The organism is Actinobacillus succinogenes 130Z (assembly GCF_000017245.1).
Taxonomy (GTDB): domain Bacteria; phylum Pseudomonadota; class Gammaproteobacteria; order Enterobacterales; family Pasteurellaceae; genus Exercitatus; species Exercitatus succinogenes.
In genome coordinates this window covers 1,285,376-1,306,668 of sequence record NC_009655.1, presented here as the reverse complement: position 1 = coordinate 1,306,668, position 21,293 = coordinate 1,285,376, and the positions used below count along the sequence as shown (strand labels likewise).

Below are 21,293 nucleotides of genomic sequence, written 5' to 3'. Positions count from 1 at the left end.
GATTAGAAAGAAATTATAGCTCTTCCGGATAGTTTAGATATTTTAATAAAGGGAGCGTACATTACCACAAAACCCTAAACAGAAAAAGTGCGGTCAAATTTGACCGCACTTTTGGCTTAAGATTTCAGTGTTTCACTACCATTGATAGCCTATACTTGCCGCCGCGCCGGCATCACCGCGGGTGTTGCTGTTCACAGAGAATTTCACACCGAGTTTGCCGTTATCCGACAAGCGGGAGTAACCCACTGCAATCGCACTTTCACCACGGTATGTACCCGCACCGGCCGCCACCATGGATTTACCCGGCGACGTTGCATGGTATAAACCGCCCGATGCCAAGGCACCCGCAACCCCCGCACGTAATTTACGGTCTACGCTGTGAACCTTACCGGCAACCTGGTTAATCGCATTTGCGTTACGAATCACCTGTTGGTTGGTTGCATGTAATTGGCTACCGTTAACCGCATCGGTAGAGTTTTTCGATACTTCACCCGGTGCGACGTTGGTAATTTGATTACCGCCGACATCCAAGGCTGAAGCTTCTTTACCTTCCACATTCGTTTTGGTAACGGTTGTCAATTTAGTTGAGGCGGAACCGTTGCTGATGGTTACGCTGTTCAAACCGCTCAGATCCTTCGCCAGTTTCACATTCAGCGTACCTTGACCGTCGGAAACCACACCGATATTGTTATCGGTTAATTTCGCCGTATCGGTCACACCGCCTTTAACTGTGACGGTAGAACCCAGTTTTCTTTCTGAAGGCGTACCAGTGTCGCCTGCGAAAGTTAACGGTTGAGTCGCTACATTCGCAGTGTATTCACGCAATTGATCGACATTCACCGCATCCGTACCGTTTGTACCCGCCGCAACGTTGGTAATTGTTTGATTACCCGCGCTGATACCGTCTTTACTGATGGACGCATCACCGGTGCTGACTTTACCGGTTGTTCCGTCAATCACCACAGTATTGGCGCCGCTACCGATATTCAACGTATCGCTTAAATCAAAGGTTACGTTGCTGCCGTCTTTAGTAATATTGACGTTACCGTCTTTATTCGCTAAATCTACGGTATCGTTCGGTTTCACATTCGAGCTATTATTACCGTTCGCAGTTAAGTTCCAACCGGCGTTCGCCGTCGCATTTACAGCATTTAACTGATCGACGTTCACCGCATCGGTACCGTTCACACCCGGCGCTACATTGGTAATGGTGTTACCGCCCGCATTAATACCGCTGGTTGTAACGGATACATTACCTGCTGTGAAGCCGGTATCCGTTACAGTGACATTATCACCGACTTTGATATTACCGTTAGTAATTACCGTTGAACCGATGGTCATAGAACCGTTATTAGTTAACGCAATATTGTCAGCCAAGTCGAAGGTCACATTCGTACCGTTTACAACCGCAACAGTATTGCTACCGTTGTTGAAGCTTACAGTTTGATTACCCACAATTGTCGCATTGGCATCATCATTATTACCAGTGATCTTCCATGCATTCGCTGCGGTACTTGCGTTCAATTGGCTTACATTAACTGCGTCGGTATCATTAGTACCCGCCGCCACATTGATAATTTTGTTACCGCCATTATCTAAGCCGTCTTTACTGATTGATACATTACCTGTAATCACTTTACCGGTGGTTCCGTCAATCACGACAGTATTAGTTGTACCGTTAGTAAATGCCGCACCAGTTAAGTTAGTCAGATTTTGAGCTAACTGAATCGTTAACGTATCCGTACCGTCCGCTACCACGTTAATATTACCGGCCGCGCTTGTGAAGTTCGCCGCAGCCTCCGCACTTACCCCTTCACCCACGATATTTACTAAGCTGTTTAACGTATGGTTATTCACGGTGCCGTTGTTGTTACCGGTGAATTTCAAGCCGTCTTCCAGCGTCGCTACGGTGTGGTTCGTACCGTTCGGATCGGTATATTCGATACGGGTAATATTCGTTCCATCTACGCCCGCTTTACCGTCTTTACCGTTCACACCGATCGATGAAGTGCCGTCCGCGCCATCTACCCCGTGATATACAATCGCATCTTTGGTAATGGTAATGCCGTCCTTGCCGTCCGCGCCTTTCACGCCGATTTGACCGTCTTTGCCGTCTTTACCGCCTACCGTTAAGTTGCTGTTCAGACCGAAGGTCACGTTGGTGCCGTCGTTAGTGATATTGATGTTGCCGTCCGTATTCGCTAAATCTACGGTTGCATTCGGCGCTACGTTCGAACTGTTTTGACCGTTTGTCGTTAAGTTCCAACCGGCATTCGCCGTCGCATTAACTTCTCTCAACTGGTCTACGTTCACCGCATCGGTACCGTTTTGACCTGCCGCCACATTGGTAATCGTGTTGTTACCGTTATTTAAGCCGGTGTCGGTCAAGCTGACCGTACCGTTATCTCCGCCGTTAATGGTGACACCGTTACCGTTCACTACCGTGTTGGTGGTACCGTTGGTAAAGGTCGCACTGGTTAAGTTCACCAAGTCTTGCGCCAATTGAACCACTAACGTGCTGTTACCGTCCGCTACCACGTTGATATTGCCGGCCGCGCTTGTGAAGTTCGCCGACGTATCTTTATCTACGCCTTCGCCTACGATATTCACTTGAGTATTCAGTTTATGGCGGTTCAATGTATCATTGTTGTTACCCGCAAAGATTAAACCGTCATCTAATGTCGCTACCGTTGAGGTGCCGTTCGGCGTTTCGTATACGATACGATCCGTTCCGTTTACACCGTCTACGCCGGCTGGTCCTTGTGCCAAGGTTACGGTGCCGTTGGTACCGTCTTTACCGTCGATACCGATTGTGCCGTCTTTTCCGTTTAATACCACGCCCGTACCGTTCGCACCCATTGCACCGATTTGACCGTCTTTGCCGTCTTTACCGCCTACCGTCAGGTTACTGTTCAGATCAAAGGTCACGTTGGTGCCGTCGTTAGTGATATTGATGTTGCCGTCCGTATTCGCTAAATCTACGGTTGCATTCGGCGCTACGTTCGAACTGTTTTGACCGTTTGTCGTTAAGTTCCAACCGGCATTCGCCGTCGCATTAACTTCTCTCAACTGGTCTACATTCACAGCATCCGTACCGTTCACGCCCGCCGCTACATTAGTGATCGTGTGGTTGCCCGCATTGATGCCGTCCTGGTTGATCACTACGTCACCCGCATTGAAGGTGGTGGCGTTCACGGTATCGAACGTGACGTTATCCGCCGTGGCAATGGCGATGCCTGTCGCCGACGGCGTTAATACGATGTTTTTACCGGAAGTAAAGTTCGCATTATTATCATCTTTGTTCAGGGTTTGCGCGACCACACCGTCCGCACTGGTGGTTAACGTTTGGATTGCAGTATCCGCTTTATCCAACGAATCTTTCGCTTTATCGCTTAAGTCTACGGATACGTCGGTGCCGTCTAATGTAGTGACGATACCGGATACGTTGGCGCTGTCCGCATTCGCCGAACCTTTCACCGCAACGGTGCCGTCATCCGGTACATCCGTTGTGTTTGTGCCGTTCGAGATGTGCCAGTTGTAAGCGTTGTCCGTGATAGTTTGAGTTAACTGATCGACGTTCACCGCATCCGTACCGTTCACACCCGTCGCTACGTTGGTGATGGTATTGTTACCGTTATCTAAACCTTCTTTGGTTAAGCTGACATCACTGCCCGCCGTACCGTTGCTGATAGTCACGCCTTCACCGTTAATGGTGGTATCGCCACCGAATACTGCGCTGGTCAGGTTAGTCAACTCTTTCGCTAGCTGAACGGTTAACGTATCCGTACCGTCCGCTACCACGTTGATATTGCCGGCCGCGCTTGTGAAGTTCGCCGCAGCCTCCGCACTTACCCCTTCACCCACGATATTTACTAAGCTGTTTAACGTATGGCTATTCACGGTGCCGTTGTTGTTACCGGTGAATTTCAAGCCGTCTTCCAGCGTCGCTACGGTGTGGTTCGTACCGTTCGGATCGGTATATTCGATACGGGTAATATTCGTTCCATCTACGCCCGCTTTACCGTCTTTACCGTTCACACCGATCGATGAAGTGCCGTCCGCGCCATCTACCCCGTGATATACAATCGCATCTTTGGTAATGGTAATGCCGTCCTTGCCGTCCGCGCCTTTCACGCCGATTTGACCGTCTTTGCCGTCTTTACCGCCTACCGTTAAGTTGCTGTTCAGACCGAAGGTCACGTTGTTGCCGTCGTTAGTGATATTGATGTTGCCGTCCGTATTCGCTAAATCTACGGTTGCATTCGGCGCTACGTTTGAACTGTTTTGACCGTTTGTCGTTAAGTTCCAACCGGCATTCGCCGTCGCATTAACTTCTCTCAACTGGTCTACATTCACCGCATCCGTACCGTTCACGCCCGGCGCTACATTAGTGATCGTGTGGTTGCCCGCATTGATGCCGTCCTGGTTGATCACTACGTCACCCGCATTGAAGGTGGTGGCGTTCACGGTATCGAACGTGACGTTATCCGCCGTGGCAATGGCGATGCCTGTCGCCGACGGCGTTAATACGATATTTTTACCGGAAGTAAAGTTCGCATTATTATCATCTTTGTTCAGGGTTTGCGCGACCACACCGTCCGCACTGGTGGTTAACGTTTGGATTGCAGTATCCGCTTTATCCAACGAATCTTTCGCTTTATCGCTTAAGTCTACCGAGACGTCGGTGCCGTCTAATGTAGTGACGATACCGGATACGTTGGCGCTGTCCGCATTCGCCGAACCTTTCACCGCAACGGTGCCGTCATCCGGTACATCCGTTGTGTTTGTGCCGTCCGAGATGTGCCAGTTGTAAGCGTTGTCCGTGATAGTTTGAGTTAACTGATCGACGTTCACCGCATCCGTACCGTTCACGCCCGTCGCTACGTTGGTGATGGTATTGTTACCGTTATCTAAACCCTCTTTGGTTAAGCTGACATCGCTGCCCGCCGTACCGTTGCTGATAGTCACGCCTTCACCGTTAATGGTGGTATCGCCACCGAATACTGCGCTGGTCAGGTTAGTCAACTCTTTCGCTAGCTGAACGGTTAACGTATCCGTACCGTCCGCTACCACGTTGATATTGCCGGCCGCGCTTGTGAAGTTCGCCGCAGCCTCCGCACTTACCCCTTCACCCACGATATTCACTAAGCTGTTTAACGTATGGCTATTCACGGTGCCGTTGTTGTTACCGGTGAATTTCAAGCCGTCTTCCAGCGTCGCTACGGTTTGTGTCGTATTGGTATTCGGATCGGTGTATTCGATACGCGTAATGGTGGTACCGTTTACTCCGTCTTTTCCGTCTACGCCGTTCACACTGATTGCGGATTGTCCGTCTACACCGTCTTTTCCGTTTACACCGTTAAATACGATGGTGTCCGGAGTAATGGTAATGCCGTCCTTGCCGTCCGCGCCTTTCACGCCGATTTGACCGTCTTTGCCGTCTTTACCGCCTACCGTTAAGTTGCTGTTCAGACCGAAGGTCACGTTGGTGCCGTCGTTAGTGATATTGATGTTGCCGTCCGTATTCGCTAAATCTACGGTTGCATTCGGCGCTACGTTCGAACTGTTTTGACCGTTTGTCGTTAAGTTCCAACCGGCATTCGCCGTCGCATTAACTTCTCTCAACTGGTCTACATTCACCGCATCCGTACCGTTCACGCCCGGCGCTACATTAGTGATCGTGTGGTTGCCCGCATTGATGCCGTCCTGGTTGATCACTACGTCACCCGCATTGAAGGTGGTGGCGTTCACGGTATCGAACGTGACGTTATCCGCCGTGGCAATGGCGATGCCTGTCGCCGACGGCGTTAATACGATGTTTTTACCGGAAGTAAAGTTCGCATTATTGTCATCTTTGCTCAGGGTTTGCGCGACCACACCGTCCGCACTGGTGGTTAACGTTTGGATTGCAGTATCCGCTTTATCCAACGAATCTTTCGCTTTATCGCTTAAGTCTACGGATACGTTGGTGCCGTCAAGGGCGGTCACTATGCCCGTTGTATTTGCACTGTCGCCATTTGCCGAACCGGTGATCGCTACCGTACCGTCATCCGGTACCGGATTGCTATTCGTACCGTCGGACAAATTCCAGTTATAGGAATTGTCACCTACATAGTCTTTCAACTGAGCGAAGTTTACCGCATCACTATCTTCCGTACCTTTAGAAACATTAGTGATTTTCGTATCACCTGCATCAATACCATTATTATTGATCGTTACAGGACCTGCCGTTAACGTGCTTGTGTTAACACTGTTGAAATCCACATCATCAGCCGTCGCCACTGTGATATCTTTATCTGTACGAGTAATGTTGATGTTCTTACCGTCTTTAAATTGTACGGTATCCCCCGGCGCCACTTTAGTTGCAGTGTCCCCGTTGGTTTGAACGTTCCAACCGGTATTCGCTACATCAGAAACATTTTTAATTGCATCGTGAATTGTGGTTTCACCTGTGCCGCCGATGTCAGTAAATGTAATATTACCGTTTTGATCAACCGCCGCATTACCACCGAAGTTATTTACGACAGAATCCGTTACATTACCTAACACTTGGTTAGTTGCATGAAGCTGGCTACCATTGATTGCATCGGTTGAAGTCGCAGAAATATTACCCGGCGCCACATTTTTGATTTGACGCTCTTGTCCTGCAGAACCAATACTTACATAGTCACCCGTTGCAATATTATCAGCGCCTGCAAAACCCGAATAGGTTAAATTGTTAACCGTAGCCGTTGTTTCGGTAGTCGCCTCTGCAGCTGCCGAGCTGTTACCTAATACTACAGAACCTGCAGTATTCACATTAATATGGTTACCTAATGCTGTTGTATTAGCTCCGGTCACGCTTGAACTGTAACCGATGACAGTAGCGCCATCAGCCGAAGCTGATGCATTCGAACCCACAGCCGTAGCTGCCGATTCAGTTGCATTTGCACCCGCACCAAGCGCTGTCGCCCATTGTGAAGTTGCTTGCGCACTGGAGCCTAAAGCAGTCGCATAATCGTCAATGGCTTTAGCATTAATCCCCATCGCCATTGACCAAGTATGATTCGCTACGGAATTCGTACCTATGGCAATAGTATAAGAACCGGTCGATTGAGCATTATTACCGATAGCAATCACGCTATCGCCTTTACTTGATGTAGCATTTGCATTACTACCAATCGCAACAGCAGCTGCACTATTTGCTTTTGTTCCATAACCGATTGCCGTTGCATTTTCACCGGAAGCCGCTGCATTTGCCCCGGCTGCCATAGCATTCGCACCGGTTGCACCGTCATTATTACGGTTACCTGAAACATTTGAGTTCACAGAATAGTAACGGGTAGTATTTGCTTCTAATTGTGCCACATTCACCGCATCCGTCGCATTGGTGCCGTTCGCCACATTAGTGATGGTGTGGTTGCCCGCGTCGATACCGCTGTTGTTGATGGTTACGTCACCCGCTTTGAAGGTGTCGTTCACCGTTACGTTCTCTACCGCAATACTGCTGTTCAACGCAAACGCAATCGCATTATCGCTTACTGTTGTGATAATGTTACTGTCGCCCTTGAAGTCGACGGTTTCGCCCAACTGAACGTTATCCGGCGCGTTATTATCCCCATTGATGTCGAAGCCTTTGCTCACTGTGGTGTTGGCGTCCACACCTTGTTGGATGTCCTCTTTCGCTTTGTCACTCAAGTCTACGGATACGTTGGTGCCGTCAAGGCCGGTCACTATGCCCGTTGTATTTGCACTGTCGCCATTTGCCGAACCGGTGATCGCTACCGTACCGTCATCCGGTACCGGATTGCTATTCGTACCGTCGGACAGATTCCAGTTATAGGAGTTGTCGCCGATATATTTTTCCAATTGACTCAGGTTCACCGCATCCGTCGCATTGGTGCCGTTCGCCACGTTGGTGATGGTCGTGTTGCCCGCATCGATACCGCTGTTGTTGATGGTCACGTCACCCGCTTTGAAGGTGTCGTTCACCGTTACGTTGTTGAACGTCACCTCATTGGCGGTCGATACTTTAATCTTGCCGCCTTCATTGGTGATGTTGATATTGCTACCGTCAATAAAGTCCACCGTACTGCTGGTTTGATTTACAACTTTCGCATCCGCTCCGTTCACCTGTGCCGTCCAGCTTTGTAACGCGCTGTCCGCTTTATCCAACGAATCTTTCGCTGCGTCGCTTAAGTCCACCGCATAATCGGTTACATTATTACCTTTATCTGTCGGTGTCACCGTCACTTTGTCCGAACCGTTGCTTACCGTCGAGGCGTTCGCGTTCACCGTATACACCGTGCCGTTCGCATCGGTCGTCGAGGTGATGTTGACGTTATTGCCTTCCTCAACGCTTACTTTGCTGGCGTTTAACTGGCTTAAGTTTACCGCATCGCTGTCTTGCGTGCCGTTCGCCACATTAGTGATGGTATGGTTACCCGCATCGATACCGCTGTTGTTGATGGTCACGTCACCCGCTTTGAAGGTGTCGTTCACCGTTACATTACCCACCGTAATGCTGTCCGCCAACGTCAGTTTCACCCCGTCCGTCACCGTGCTGACCACCAGATTGCTGTCCGAAGTCACGTTGATGGTGTCGCCCAGAGCGAAGTTGTTCGCACTGGTGCCGTTACCGAAGTTGATACCTTTGTTGATGGTATTGGTATTGTTGGTAATGTTCTGCGTGTTGTTGGCAATCGCATTGGTATTATTGGTAATGTTGTTGGCATTATTAGTAATATTCTGCGTATTGTTCGCCACGTTCGCATTCGTTGCGTTTAACTGGCTTAAGTTTACCGCATCGCTGTCTTGCGTGCCGTTCGCCACATTAGTGATGGTATGGTTACCCGCATCGATACCGCTGTTGTTGATGGTTACGTCACCCGCTTTGAAGGTGTCGTTCACCGTTACGTTGTTGAACGTCACGTCATCCGCGGTCGCCACCGTAATGCCGTCCGCCGACGCTGTCAGCTTAATATTGTCGCCCGAAATAAAGTTCGCATTGGTGTTGTCTTTATCTAAGGTCTGGGCCTTATTTCCGTCTGCACTGGTGGTCAGATTCTGTAACGCGCTGTCCGCTTTATCCAATGAATCTTTCGCTGCGTCGCTTAAGTCCACCGCATAATCGGTTACATTATTGCCTTTATCCGTCGGTGTCACCGTTACTTTGTCCGAACCGTTGCTTACCGTCGAGGCGTTCGCGTTCACCGTATACACCGTGCCGTTCGCATCGGTCGTCGAAGTGATGTTGACGTTATTGCCTTCCTCAACGCTTACTTTGCTGGCGTTTAACTGACTTAAGTTCACCGCGTCGCCGGCATTGGTACCGTTCGCCACGTTAGTGATGGTCGTGTTGCCCGCATCAATACCGCTGTTGTTGATGGTCACGTCACCCGCTTTGAAAGTGTCGTTCACCGTTACGTTCTCTACCGCAATACTGCTGTTCAACGCAAACGCAATCGCATTATCGCTTACTGTTGTGATAATGTTGCTGTCACCCTTGAAGTCGACGGTTTCGCCCAACTGAACGTTGTCCGGCGCGTTATTATCCCCATTGATGTCGAAGCCTTTGCTCACTGTGGTGTTGGCGTCCACACCTTGTTGGATGTCCTCTTTCGCTTTGTCACTCAAGTCTACGGATACGTTGGTGCCGTCAAGGCCGGTCACTATGCCCGTTGTATTTGCACTGTCGCCATTTGCCGAACCGGTGATCGCTACCGTACCGTCATCCGGTACCGGATTGCTATTCGTACCGTCGGACAGATTCCAGTTATAGGAGTTGTCTCCGATATATTTTTCCAATTGACTCAGGTTCACCGCATCCGTCGCATTGGTGCCGTTCGCCACATTAGTGATGGTGTGGTTGCCCGCGTCGATACCGCTGTTGTTGATGGTCACGTCACCCGCTTTGAAGGTGTCGTTCACCGTTACGTTGTTGAACGTCACGTCATCCGCGGTCGCCACCGTAATGCCGTCCGCCGACGCCGTCAGCTTAATATTGTCGCCCGAAATAAAGTTCGCATTGGTGTTGTCTTTATCTAAGGTCTGGGCCTTATTTCCGTCCGCACTGGTGGTCAGATTCTGTAACGCGCTGTCCGCTTTATCCAACGAATCTTTCGCTGCGTCGCTTAAGTCCACCGCATAATCGGTTACATTATTGCCTTTATCCGTCGGTGTCACCGTTACTTTGTCCGAACCGTTGCTTACCGTCGAGGCGTTCGCGTTCACCGTGTAAACCGTGCCGTTCGCATCGGTCGTCGAAGTGATGTTGACGTTATTGCCTTCCTCAACGCTTACTTTGCTGGCGTTTAACTGACTTAAGTTCACCGCGTCGCCGGCATTGGTGCCGTTCGCCACGTTGGTGATGGTCGTGTTGCCCGCATCGATACCGCTGTTGTTAATGGTCACGTCGCCCGCTTTGAAAGTGTCGTTCACCGTTACATTACCCACCGTAATGCTGTCCGCCAACGTCAGTTTCACCCCGTCCGTCACCGTGCTGACCACCAAATTGCTGTCCGAAGTCACGTTGATGATGTCGCCCAGAGCGAAGTTGTTCGCACTGGTGCCGTTACCGAAGTTGATACCTTTGTTGATGGTATTGGTATTGTTGGTAATGTTGTTGGCATTATTAGTAATATTCTGCGTATTGTTCGCCACGTTCGCATTCGTTGCGTTTAACTGGCTTAAGTTTACCGCATCGCTGTCTTGCGTGCCGTTCGCCACATTAGTGATGGTGTGGTTGCCCGCGTCGATACCGCTGTTGTTGATGGTTACGTCACCCGCTTTGAAGGTGTCGTTCACCGTTACGTTGTTGAACGTCACGTCATCCGCGGTCGCCACCGTAATGCCGTCCGCCGACGCTGTCAGCTTAATATTGTCGCCCGAAATAAAGTTCGCATTGGTGTTGTCTTTATCTAAGGTCTGGGCCTTATTTCCGTCTGCACTGGTGGTCAGATTCTGTAACGCGCTGTCCGCTTTATCCAATGAATCTTTCGCTGCGTCGCTTAAGTCCACCGCATAATCGGTTACATTATTGCCTTTATCCGTCGGTGTCACCGTTACTTTGTCCGAACCGTTGCTTACCGTCGAGGCGTTCGCGTTCACCGTATACACCGTGCCGTTCGCATCGGTCGTCGAAGTGATGTTGACGTTATTGCCTTCCTCAACGCTTACTTTGCTGGCGTTTAACTGGCTTAAGTTCACCGCGTCGCTGGCATTGGTACCGTTCGCCACGTTGGTGATGGTCGTGTTGCCCGCATCGATACCGCTGTTGTTAATGGTCACGTCGCCCGCTTTGAAAGTGTCGTTCACCGTTACGTTCTCTACCGCAATACTGCTGTTCAACGCAAACGCAATCGCATTATCGCTTACTGTTGTGATAATGTTACTGTCACCCTTGAAGTCGACGGTTTCGCCCAACTGAACGTTGTCCGGCGCGTTATTATCCCCATTGATGTCGAAGCCTTTGCTCACTGTGGTGTTGGCGTCCACACCTTGCTGGATGTCGTCTTTCGTACTTTGAGAAAGATCAAGATCGTAATTGGTTACCGTGCCGGTTGTATTTGCGGTTGCAACGATCGTACCGTTCGTGCTGTTTACGGTGGTAGTTTTTTCGGAATCATTAATTGCTTTCGCAACTTGTTCCGCCGTTGCAAAATTATTGCCATTTTCGACCGCACTTACGGTGCCGTCGGAAGCTACTGTAAGGTCGGATTGATTTACGGAATAAGTTACGGTTGAGGTATTTTCCGTCGAATCCACAGAAACATTTGCCGTGGTACCGGTACCGTCGGCGAAACTTACGTTATCACCGGCATTAACCACATCTTTTTGCGTGCCGTTTTCCTGAATATTCCATGAAGTATTTACGTCACTGATTGCCGCTTTTAATTGCGCAACGTTCACCGCATCGGAGTCTTCCGAACCGGCGGCAACATTAATAATTTGACGCTTAACGGTGTCGGAACCGACACTGACAGCCCCTGTATTGGCAATGGTCGCATTAATTGCGTCTGATTGCGTTGCATTTGCCGTTTCCGGAATATATGGAGTCGTAGTTGAAGCATGACCGGTTGCCGAACCGCCGGCTCCCCGATTTGAAATACTATTCGCACCTAATGCTACGGCACCGTCTACGGAGGAACTCGCATTCGCACCGAGAACGGTGGAATATTCACGTGAAGCCGTTGCGTCAGATCCCATCACCGAACTATATTGGCTGGTAGAAGTTGCAGAAGCGTTTGAACCGATAACGATTTGTTTTGCCTGACTACCGCTTGCAGAAGCGCTTTTACCGATCGCTATATTATCAAGTCCTGTTGTGGTCGCATTCGTACCGATAGCGATAGAATCTTTTTGACTACTGCTTGTATTGGCATTGTAACCGATGGAAATTGAGCTTGTGCCCGTTGCGCTTGCATTTTCACCAATTGCAACGGAAGCTCCGCCGCCATCGGAATTTGTAATAGAGGCATTGGTACCGAATGCAATACCGCCGTTTGTTGAATTTACAACCGCATTCGTACCGATGGCATAACCGTTAGCCGAGACACTGGAACCGACTGAAGCATTGTTACCCAACGCAATAGAAGAACCATTCGACGAATCTGATTTTGAATCTTTACCGATAACGACGTTGTTACTACCGCGGGTTACATTAGTGTTTGAACCGAAAGCAATGTTATCCGTACCGGCAGAACGTTCAACATTTGCACCCGTACCAATCGCCGTATTATTAGTGCGGTAAGCCGTTGCACCTGTACCAATCGCTAAGGTATTTACACCGTTTGCTTTTGACGACGTACCGATAGCAGTTGCATTAGTTGAAACTTCACCTGTTTCATACAAAGCATCGCCAACCACTGCTCCGTTACCGATAGCGGTAGAATTAGTGCCACGCACCTTAATATCGTTACCCATAACATGAGAACCGTCAGATGTGCTGGCGCCGCCATCACCTTGAGACAACACGTTATTATTACCGATAACAGTTGAATTATCATCAGGAATCGTATTGTTGTTACCTAAACTGTAAGATCCTTCACCTGAAATTGTTGTCGGATCACCGATCGCCCCTGAATTTTTACCCGTTACGATATTGCCCGTACCGATCGAGATGGCATTTTCTGCCAATGCCTGTGCGCTGCTACCAATGGCAAGGGCATTTAAACCTTCAGTGGTCGCATTGAAACCGGCAGCTAAAGATCCTTCTCCTGTCGCCGTAGAATTTGACCCCATTGCCATGGAATCTGCTGAGTTTGCCGTAGCATTAGAACCGATGGCACTTCCATGATCGCCCAAAGATGTCGCTTGATAACCGATTGCGGTAGAACGAAGATTTCTGGCGCGCGCTAACGCACCGATGGCGGTGGCTTCCGTCGCCGCCGTAGCTGTCTCTACGTTTGTTGCCGTGTCCGTTTCATCACCGGCAGTAGCAAGTACACCGATTGCAGTAGAACCGTTACTTAATGATTGCGCGTGTACACCAACGGCAACGGCGGCAACACCTGTTGCAACAGAACGACGATAAACTTCTTTTGTATCGATAAATCCATATGGCGAACCTGAAGCATAAGGATCATTATTAATACTTGAACCGGAATCGTCACCGCCGATAACGATTGAACCGAATCCGTAAGCATTGGCATCGTTACCGATTGCCGTTGCCTGTTCGCCGGATTTAGATGCCGCTCCGATAGCGACAGACTGATTACCCGTAGCATTAGCTTTCGAACCGATTGCCGTTGCTCCGTTTGTTTTACCCGGATCATCATTTTTTGCCACCGATTCCGCACCGATAGCGACAGCGGCGCTACCGACTGCACTGGCGTTGGTACCCATTGCAACGGAATCCTGGAAAGTCGTAGTCGTGTTATATCCCAGCGAAATAGAACGTTCGCCCGCTGCCGTACTGTTGGTACCGAAAGCTATCGTACTCTGGTTGGAAGATACGGCGTTAAAGCCGATGGCATTAGCCGCGTAACCTGAAGCGCTTGCATTAAGACTTGCGGCAAAGGCGGAAAAACCGGACGCGTTAGCATCGTTACCCAATGCAGTAGAGGCATTGTTTGAAGCTTTAGTACCCGTTCCTAACGCCGTACTAAATACCGCACTGGCATTGGCATTATTGCCGAGTGCAGTGGAAGAATTTTGTAAAGCCTGAGCGGAATTACCGACAGCAGTACTCTGCTCACCTTTTGCACGGGTATTTTTCCCCAGAGCTAAGGTATCACTATTCGTCGCCTGAGAGTCATCACCGATAGCGATTGCACCATCAGTCGTTGCATTGGCAGTAGCACCCAGTGCGATAGAATTCACACCTGAAGAAATTGTATTCTGACCAAAAGCAAGTGCGCCGGTGCCGTTCGCCGTTGACTGTAAACCAAATGCAATGGCGCCGCTAACACTGGCATTAGCCGCCCGACCGAAAGCCATTGTCTCATTTGCCGTAGCCCGGGAACCCTCACCGATAGCCACGGCCATATCACCGGAAGTTTCGGCATTGTAGCCGATAGCAATTTGATTTGAGTGGTTTTCCGCCGTTTTGGCCGTTCCGCCTACAGCGACATCATATGCACCCAAAGCCCGAGCATTTCCACCTACAGCGGCGGCTTCCTCACCGGTTGCTTGTGCATTGGCACCCACCGCGGAAGCCCCTGTGCCGGAAGCGATTGCATTTGCCCCGATAGCGCTGGTTCTGTCACCCGCCGCCTGAGCGTTAGAACCGATAGCCGTTACGTCTTGTCCGGTCGAATTTGCGGATAAGCCGATTGCAACGGCATTACTTCCGTTACTCACCGTATCCGTACCGAATGCGATGGATCCTTCTCCTGTCGCAGTAGAATTTACACCGAAAGCAACCGCTTTATCATTTTTTGCCGTTGAGTCGCCACCGATAGCAAACGAAGAAACCCCCATCGCATGCGCATTCGAACCGATCGCTATAGCATGCTTAGCCGCCTGGTCGACAACTGCCGTAGTATTGCCGCTTGACGTAGTAAAATTACCTGTAGTCGCATTAGAGCCAAGCGATAATGAATCATCACCGTTTGTTTTCGCCGCTGTCCCGATAGCAATAGAACGATCACCGATACTTTGGGTATTAGTATCACCGTTATAAGTTAAAGCATCGGTTGAAGTTCCCGAAGAATAAACCGTGCGGGTTTCTAATTCCGTGCTGCCGATAGCGATAGATGAATGCCCTTTTGCCGTTGCCGAAGCCCCCATCGCAACCGAACCGGTACCGTTCGCCCAAGCCGTCGTACCGATGGCGGCCGAATAATTACCGACCGCCGCCGAATTTCGCATCATGGCAAGAGAATTAAATCCTGACGCATAAGACGCAATACCCAACGCCATTGAACTTTGTCCCGTAGCTTTCGATAGTCCGCCGATGGAAACGGATGAACCGCCCGTAGCAGTAGACAGATCGCCTATCGCAATCCCGTTCGAAAAATATAAATCACGGGTACTATCATAACTAATCGCATTAGAACCGTTACCAATAGCGACGCCCCACGTCCGATAACTTGAGTAATCATCATTATTGGTATTGGCACTGCTTGCATTTTCATAAGACAAACTGCCGGGGTTACGATAACTTACAATTAATGTTCCGCTATCGTTCCGACCATAATAGCTCGCATTTGCAGCGGCATTAGTTTCGATAACGTATCCGTTAGAAATATAACCGATGGAAATACCTTTATAATTGTTACTGGTCGCCCATGCTTCGGGCGCATAGAGCGTACCGCCCAATATTGCCGCGCCGGAGGTAATAAGAGACAACGCGATAAGATGCGAATTAACTAACTTACCGACATTAAGCCCGGAAGTACGGCTTTTGGTTTTGCCTTTTGCTTTACATAATTCAGAGACAACAACTAAAGATTGAGTGGTTTTGTTCCAGATGACTTTATAGATGTGATTCATAGTGGATCCCTTATAAAAATTCCTAAAATATCCTGCGCAAATTTGCTCGGAAATTATGGTAGTTACAGCTATTACTACTAATTGACATAATTATCTAACTAATTTATTGCAAGTGCAAAGAAATATTTACAAAAATCATAAAAAATTTGAATTTTTTTCCGAAGGTGAGAAGCAATATCAATAAATTGCTCAAAATATAGACAAAACAAGGCTTCAAGGGGGAAAAGTGCGGTTAATTTTTTACCGATTTTTTTGTTAAATTGTAAAATCAAGTAAATTTTTCTCCTTCGAAAAGTTTCACGACGGACGATTTTTGTCAATGTAACTTGCGAAGGCGCGGGCGAAAAATTCGGATGTTTTTTATTAGATTGGTATTTCCCCGTTTGAGACGCCTGAGCGGCTTGAAATTTTCAGGAAAATAAGTTTGTTTGAGCGAAGCGAGTTTGCTTATTTTCCGTGAAGAAAATTTCAACCAAGCGAAGAAAAGCGTCGAAGTCAGGGGTTCTTTTGGTTAGTTTTCTTTGCACAAGCAAAAAAATGAACGGATCAAAAAGTGCGGTCAAAAACTCAATGATTTTTGACCGCACTTAATTAATTAAAAATAATGATTCTACAGAATAATCGAACCGACCAAAGAAATGCCGAAACCGACCAAGCCGATTAAGGTTTCCTGCACCGTCCAGGTTTTGAACATGGTTTTGGTGTCGATTTCCAGGAAACGGCTGACCAGCCAGAAGCCGCTGTCGTTCACGTGAGCCAATACGGTGGCGCCGGAGGCGATGGAAATCACGATAAAACATAAATCGAATTCGCTTAATCCCGTTGAAGCCGCTACCATCGGCGCCACTAAGGCGGATGTGGTGGTAATGGCCACCGTTGCCGAACCTTGCGCCACCCGTAACGCGGTGGAAATCAGGAAGGCGGCGACAATCACCGGCATACCGGTGTCGGACAACATTTCCGCTAACACATCGCCGATACCGCTGGCACGTAAAACGCCGCCGAACATCCCGCCCGCACCGGTGACTAACACGATGGAACAAATCGGACCTAAAGCGTTGTCACAGATTTTTTCGATTTGTTCTACGCTGCGTTGTTCTTTCAGCAAGACAATGGTGACAAGCAAAGTAATCAGCAAGGCGATCGGCGTTTTACCCAGTAACCGTAAGCTTTCCACCCATAGTGCGGAACCGTCGACGATTTTCATTACGGCTAAGGTATTTAATACCGTGTCCAGCATAATGAGGAATAACGGCAATAGTAAAATGAATAATACTTTGCGGAAACTCGGCGGATTCATCACCGCGGTTTCATTGATTGGTGCGGAGTTCAGGAACGATTTCGGTAAATCCAAATGGAATTTTTTACCTAAGAACGTACCGTATAAATACGCCGCAAAATACCAAGTAGGAATCGCCACAATTAAAGCGACAATCAGTAATAAGCCGATGTTGGCGCCTAAAATGTCACCGGCGGCAACCGGGCCCGGATGCGGCGGCAGGAAGGCATGGGTGACGGCGAAGGCACCGGCGGCCGGGAAGGCATAACGGAACAGAGAACCGCCGAATTGTTTCGCCACACTGAAGATAATCGGCAACATCACCACTAAACCGGCATCAAAGAAAATCGGAAAACCGAACAGGAATGAGGCGACGCCCAATGCGAACGGCGCTCTTTCTTCACCGAATTTATTGATGAGGGAATCCGCCAGCACTTTTGCTCCGCCGGTAATTTCCAGCAGGCGACCGATCATCGCGCCCAAACCTACCAGCAAGGCAACCGCTGCTAAGGTACTACCGAATCCGCCGAGCAGGGTCGGCACGATTTTGTTCACCGGCATACCGGTGGCAAGTGCGGTCAAAAAGCTCACTAAAACCAAGGCGACAAACGCATGCACCTTAAATTTCATAATCAGGATGAGCAGAAGCGTAATGGATGCGATTAAAATAAAAATCAACATGGAATGTTCTCCTTTCCTTATACTATACTGCGGCTAACATTCCGCCGTCTACGAACAGCAAGTGTCCGTTAACGAAATCGGAAGCTGCGGCGGATAAAAATACGGCGGCGCCGATCAGTTCTTTCGGATCTCCCCAACGGGCGGCCGGCGTCCGTTTACACAACCATTCGCTGAATTCTTTGTTTTCCACTAAAGGTTGAGTGAGTTCGGTGGCGAAATAACCCGGTGCGATACCGTTTACCTGAATGTTATAACGGGCGAGTTCCACACACATACCGCGGGTTAACATTTTCACCGCACCTTTGGAGGCGGCATAAGGAGTGATGGTGTCGCGCCCCAGTTCGCTTTGCATTGAACCGATGTTGATAATTTTGCCCCGATTACGTTTCACCATGTAACGCGCCACCGCCTGAGAAACGATAAACACCGCTTTTTGGTTGACTTTTACGATGTCGTCGAAATCTTTTTCCGGAAATTCGCAGAACGGGTGACGACGCTGAATACCGGCGTTGTTGATTAATACATCGATCGGACCGATGTCTTTTTCAATGTGATCGACCGCTTGTTGCACCGCTTGCGAATCGGTTACGTCGAAAGCGACGGCATAAGCTTTTAAGCCCTGCGCCGTTAATTCGTCCGCGACCTGTTGCGCTTTTTCCTGATTGGTGCCGTTGATAATGACTTCGGCACCGTGTTCGGCAACGCCTTGAGCAAGTAAACGACCGATGCCGCGGGTGGAACCGGTGATTAAAATATGTTTGTTTTTTAGTGAGAATAAATCGCTCATGTTGTATTTCCTTATTCGAATCTGAGTTGGACTTTTGCCGTTTCGTCTTTGTTTGAGGCCGCGTTCAGCGCGTCTTCAAGTTGCCGGAAATCGAAAACTTTAGACAGTAACGGTAACGGATTCACTTTACCCGTGCTGAGCCATTCTACGGCGGTGTTGAATTCTTCGATAAAGCGGAAGGATCCTTTCCAGCTGATTTCTTTGGCGATCAGCGTCATCATATTGAATTCCGGAAGCGCCCCGCCCATACCTACTTGAATTAGCGTGCCGCGTGCTTTGGTTATCGCAAGACAGCGTTCGACGGAAGACGGATGACCGGAAGCTTCAAAAGATACGTCGAAATATCCCTTGTGTTCAGCGTAAACGGAGAAATCGTCATTGGCGGCATGCAACGCTTTAGTCGCCCCCATTTTTAAGGCTAAATCCAAGCAGCGCCGGCTCATATCCGCACACACGATTTCCGCCGCACCTAAGGCTTTCACCGAAGCGACCACCAGGCAACCGATTGGCCCGACACCGGAAATAAAGACTTTTTTACCGGTTAAATCACCGGCTTGTTTTGCCGCATGAATGGTGACGGCTAAAGGTTCGGCGAACGCCATCACGTCATCGGACGCCTCTTGCGGATAATCGATACATTGCGCGTTATCCACGATTTTATATTGAGTAAAACCGCCGTCCACGTGCGGGTTGTACATGGCGCTGCCGAAGAAACGCATGGTTTCGCATTGGTTGGTTTCGCCGGATAGGCAGTATTTGCATTGCTGACAGGGTTTGCTCGGATTGATGGCGACTTTTTGCCCCGCATACAATTTCGGATCATTGGTTTTCACGATTTTACCAATCACTTCATGGCCTAAAATCATCGGGTGTTTGACTTCAAAATTACCCACTTTACCGTGCTGGTAATAATGCAAATCGGAACCGCAAATGCCCCCGCGGGTGATTTGCACTAAGGTTTGTTCCTGACTGTTTTCATCATAATCAAGGTGTTGTGTGATGACATCCACATCGTTTTTGCCGTTAACAACACAAGAAAGGGTTTCGAGTTTCATAAGATTCTCCTTGTTTGATTGTTACCAGTAACATATCTTTTTTCATGAAAAGAGTAAATTAACAAAATGTAAAACTGTGATCCACTTCAAATTATTTTGATTATTTAAGTATAATGCAGGTAAATATAAAAAATTATTGTGATATTGATCACAAAAATAAATGTTACTGGTAACAGATTGATATTTTTTTGTTATGGTAAATAAAAAAATTACGGAGAAATAAACATGTCGAAAGGTAAAAGTTTTATTTTGATGGGTGTATCCAGCACAGGGAAAACCTCGGTAGGCACGGAAGTGGCGCGCCGTTTGGGGATTAAATTAATCGACGGCGACGATTTACATCCGCGCGCCAACATTATCAAAATGGGGGAAGGGCATCCCTTAAACGACGATGATCGCCGCCCGTGGCTGGAACGCATTCGTGACGCCGCATTCAGTCTGGAACATAAAAGCGAAGTGGGCATTATCGTGTGTTCCGCGTTGAAGAAAAAATACCGCGATCTCATCCGCGACGGTAACGACAGCGTAAAATTTTTGTTCCTGCACGGCAGTTTCGAGTTAATTCTTGAACGCATGCGCCGACGTAAAGGGCATTATATGAAAGAAGAAATGCTGAAAAGCCAGTTCGATACGCTGGAAGTTCCGCAAGCAGACGAAACCGATGTCATTCCTATCGATGTCAGCGGCACATTTGAAGAAGTGGTGGAAAACTGCGTTCAGGCGCTAAAACCTTATCTGTAAAACTCCCATTGAAAAGTGCGGTCAGAAAACAAAATGTTTTTTAAGATTCGTAGGGGCGGGCACAGGATCCGCCCTACGGTCAAAATTAATTGCAGTGGAAATAAAAAACAACAGTCAAAAAAAAACTCATAATTTATTGACCGCACTTTTTTCATTTAGACCTAATATGTTGCTAGCGCACGTTTCCTGAGGTGTAGTTAAATTATGAAAAAGGCACGCGTCGGGAGACGCACACTATCAGGGAGACGTGCACCCTCATATGTTATACTAAATATTTAACATATCTATTCTTTGTATAAAAAAACTCTATTTTTTATTTTATCTTCCCAAGTTATCGACTTTACTAGTGGCTCTGGATATTTTAGTCTTGAAACTAAAGATATAATTTCTTCGTTAGAAAAATATTCAAGATGCATATTTTTCCTGATTAGAAAACTACTTAAACCATTTAATCCTGAACCATAAAATGCAACATAAAGATAGCTTTTAGCAATTAAATTCTTATCTTTTATATAATAAACCAACAATAAAGCAAGGATCTGTTCTCTTATTTTTCTTCTTGTAGTTCGCTCATACCTGCCTGTTATAACTCTAACAAATTGCTGCTCAATTGTACTTGCTCCTTGATATTTTCGATATCTTAAATATATATAAAGAACTCTTAAAACAGCAATAAAATCAACGCCATTATGAAGTTTAAACCTATGATCTTCAGCAGCTACTAAATATTCAATAAATTGATAGGGAAGAAATTTATTCGAATGATCGTACACACATAATTTTAATTTTTCTAAATCTGTCTTAATTCCATTAACATCAAGTTTAAGCAAGATTA

6 protein-coding genes are annotated in these 21,293 nt (G+C 48.1%); 1 reads left to right on the top strand and 5 read right to left on the bottom strand.

The features are described from left to right. Positions 1-135 precede the first annotated feature (135 nt). The 4 genes from ASUC_RS06085 to idnD form a co-directional block, all read right to left on the bottom strand. On the bottom strand, positions 136-15,915 hold the full coding sequence (locus tag ASUC_RS06085; RefSeq protein ID WP_012072900.1) for an ESPR-type extended signal peptide-containing protein: 15,780 nt from the start codon (positions 15,913-15,915) through the stop codon (positions 136-138). A gap of 610 nt (positions 15,916-16,525) precedes the next feature. Then, positions 16,526-17,875: a GntP family permease gene (locus tag ASUC_RS06080; RefSeq protein ID WP_012072899.1), complete on the bottom strand. Its 1,350-nt coding sequence runs from the start codon at positions 17,873-17,875 to the stop codon at positions 16,526-16,528. Between the two features lie 22 nt (positions 17,876-17,897). Then, positions 17,898-18,662: a gluconate 5-dehydrogenase gene (gene idnO / locus ASUC_RS06075; RefSeq protein ID WP_012072898.1), complete on the bottom strand. Its 765-nt coding sequence runs from the start codon at positions 18,660-18,662 to the stop codon at positions 17,898-17,900. A gap of 11 nt (positions 18,663-18,673) precedes the next feature. After that, entirely contained in the window at positions 18,674-19,717 is a 1,044-nt protein-coding gene (gene idnD, locus ASUC_RS06070) for an L-idonate 5-dehydrogenase (protein WP_012072897.1), read from the bottom strand. Between the two features lie 225 nt (positions 19,718-19,942). Here idnD and ASUC_RS06065 point away from each other — a divergent pair, with 225 nt between their 5' ends. Beyond that, a complete protein-coding gene (locus ASUC_RS06065) occupies positions 19,943-20,458 on the top strand; it encodes a gluconokinase (RefSeq protein WP_012072896.1) in 516 nt (171 codons plus the stop codon). Positions 20,459-20,742: 284 nt separating this feature from the next. On the opposite strand, the gene ASUC_RS11000 is transcribed toward ASUC_RS06065, so the two are convergent. Continuing rightward, positions 20,743-21,288, bottom strand: a complete 546-nt coding sequence (locus ASUC_RS11000; protein WP_049752183.1) for a transglycosylase domain-containing protein — start codon at positions 21,286-21,288, stop codon at positions 20,743-20,745. Between the last annotated feature and the right edge of the window lie 5 nt (positions 21,289-21,293).

Coding starts and splice junctions, on each gene's coding strand:
- ASUC_RS06085 (WP_012072900.1), bottom strand. CDS start 15,915: ATGAATCACATCTATAAAGTCATCTGGAACAAAACCACTCAATCTTTA.
- ASUC_RS06080 (WP_012072899.1), bottom strand. CDS start 17,875: ATGTTGATTTTTATTTTAATCGCATCCATTACGCTTCTGCTCATCCTG.
- idnO (WP_012072898.1), bottom strand. CDS start 18,662: ATGAGCGATTTATTCTCACTAAAAAACAAACATATTTTAATCACCGGT.
- idnD (WP_012072897.1), bottom strand. CDS start 19,717: ATGAAACTCGAAACCCTTTCTTGTGTTGTTAACGGCAAAAACGATGTG.
- ASUC_RS06065 (WP_012072896.1), top strand. CDS start 19,943: ATGTCGAAAGGTAAAAGTTTTATTTTGATGGGTGTATCCAGCACAGGG.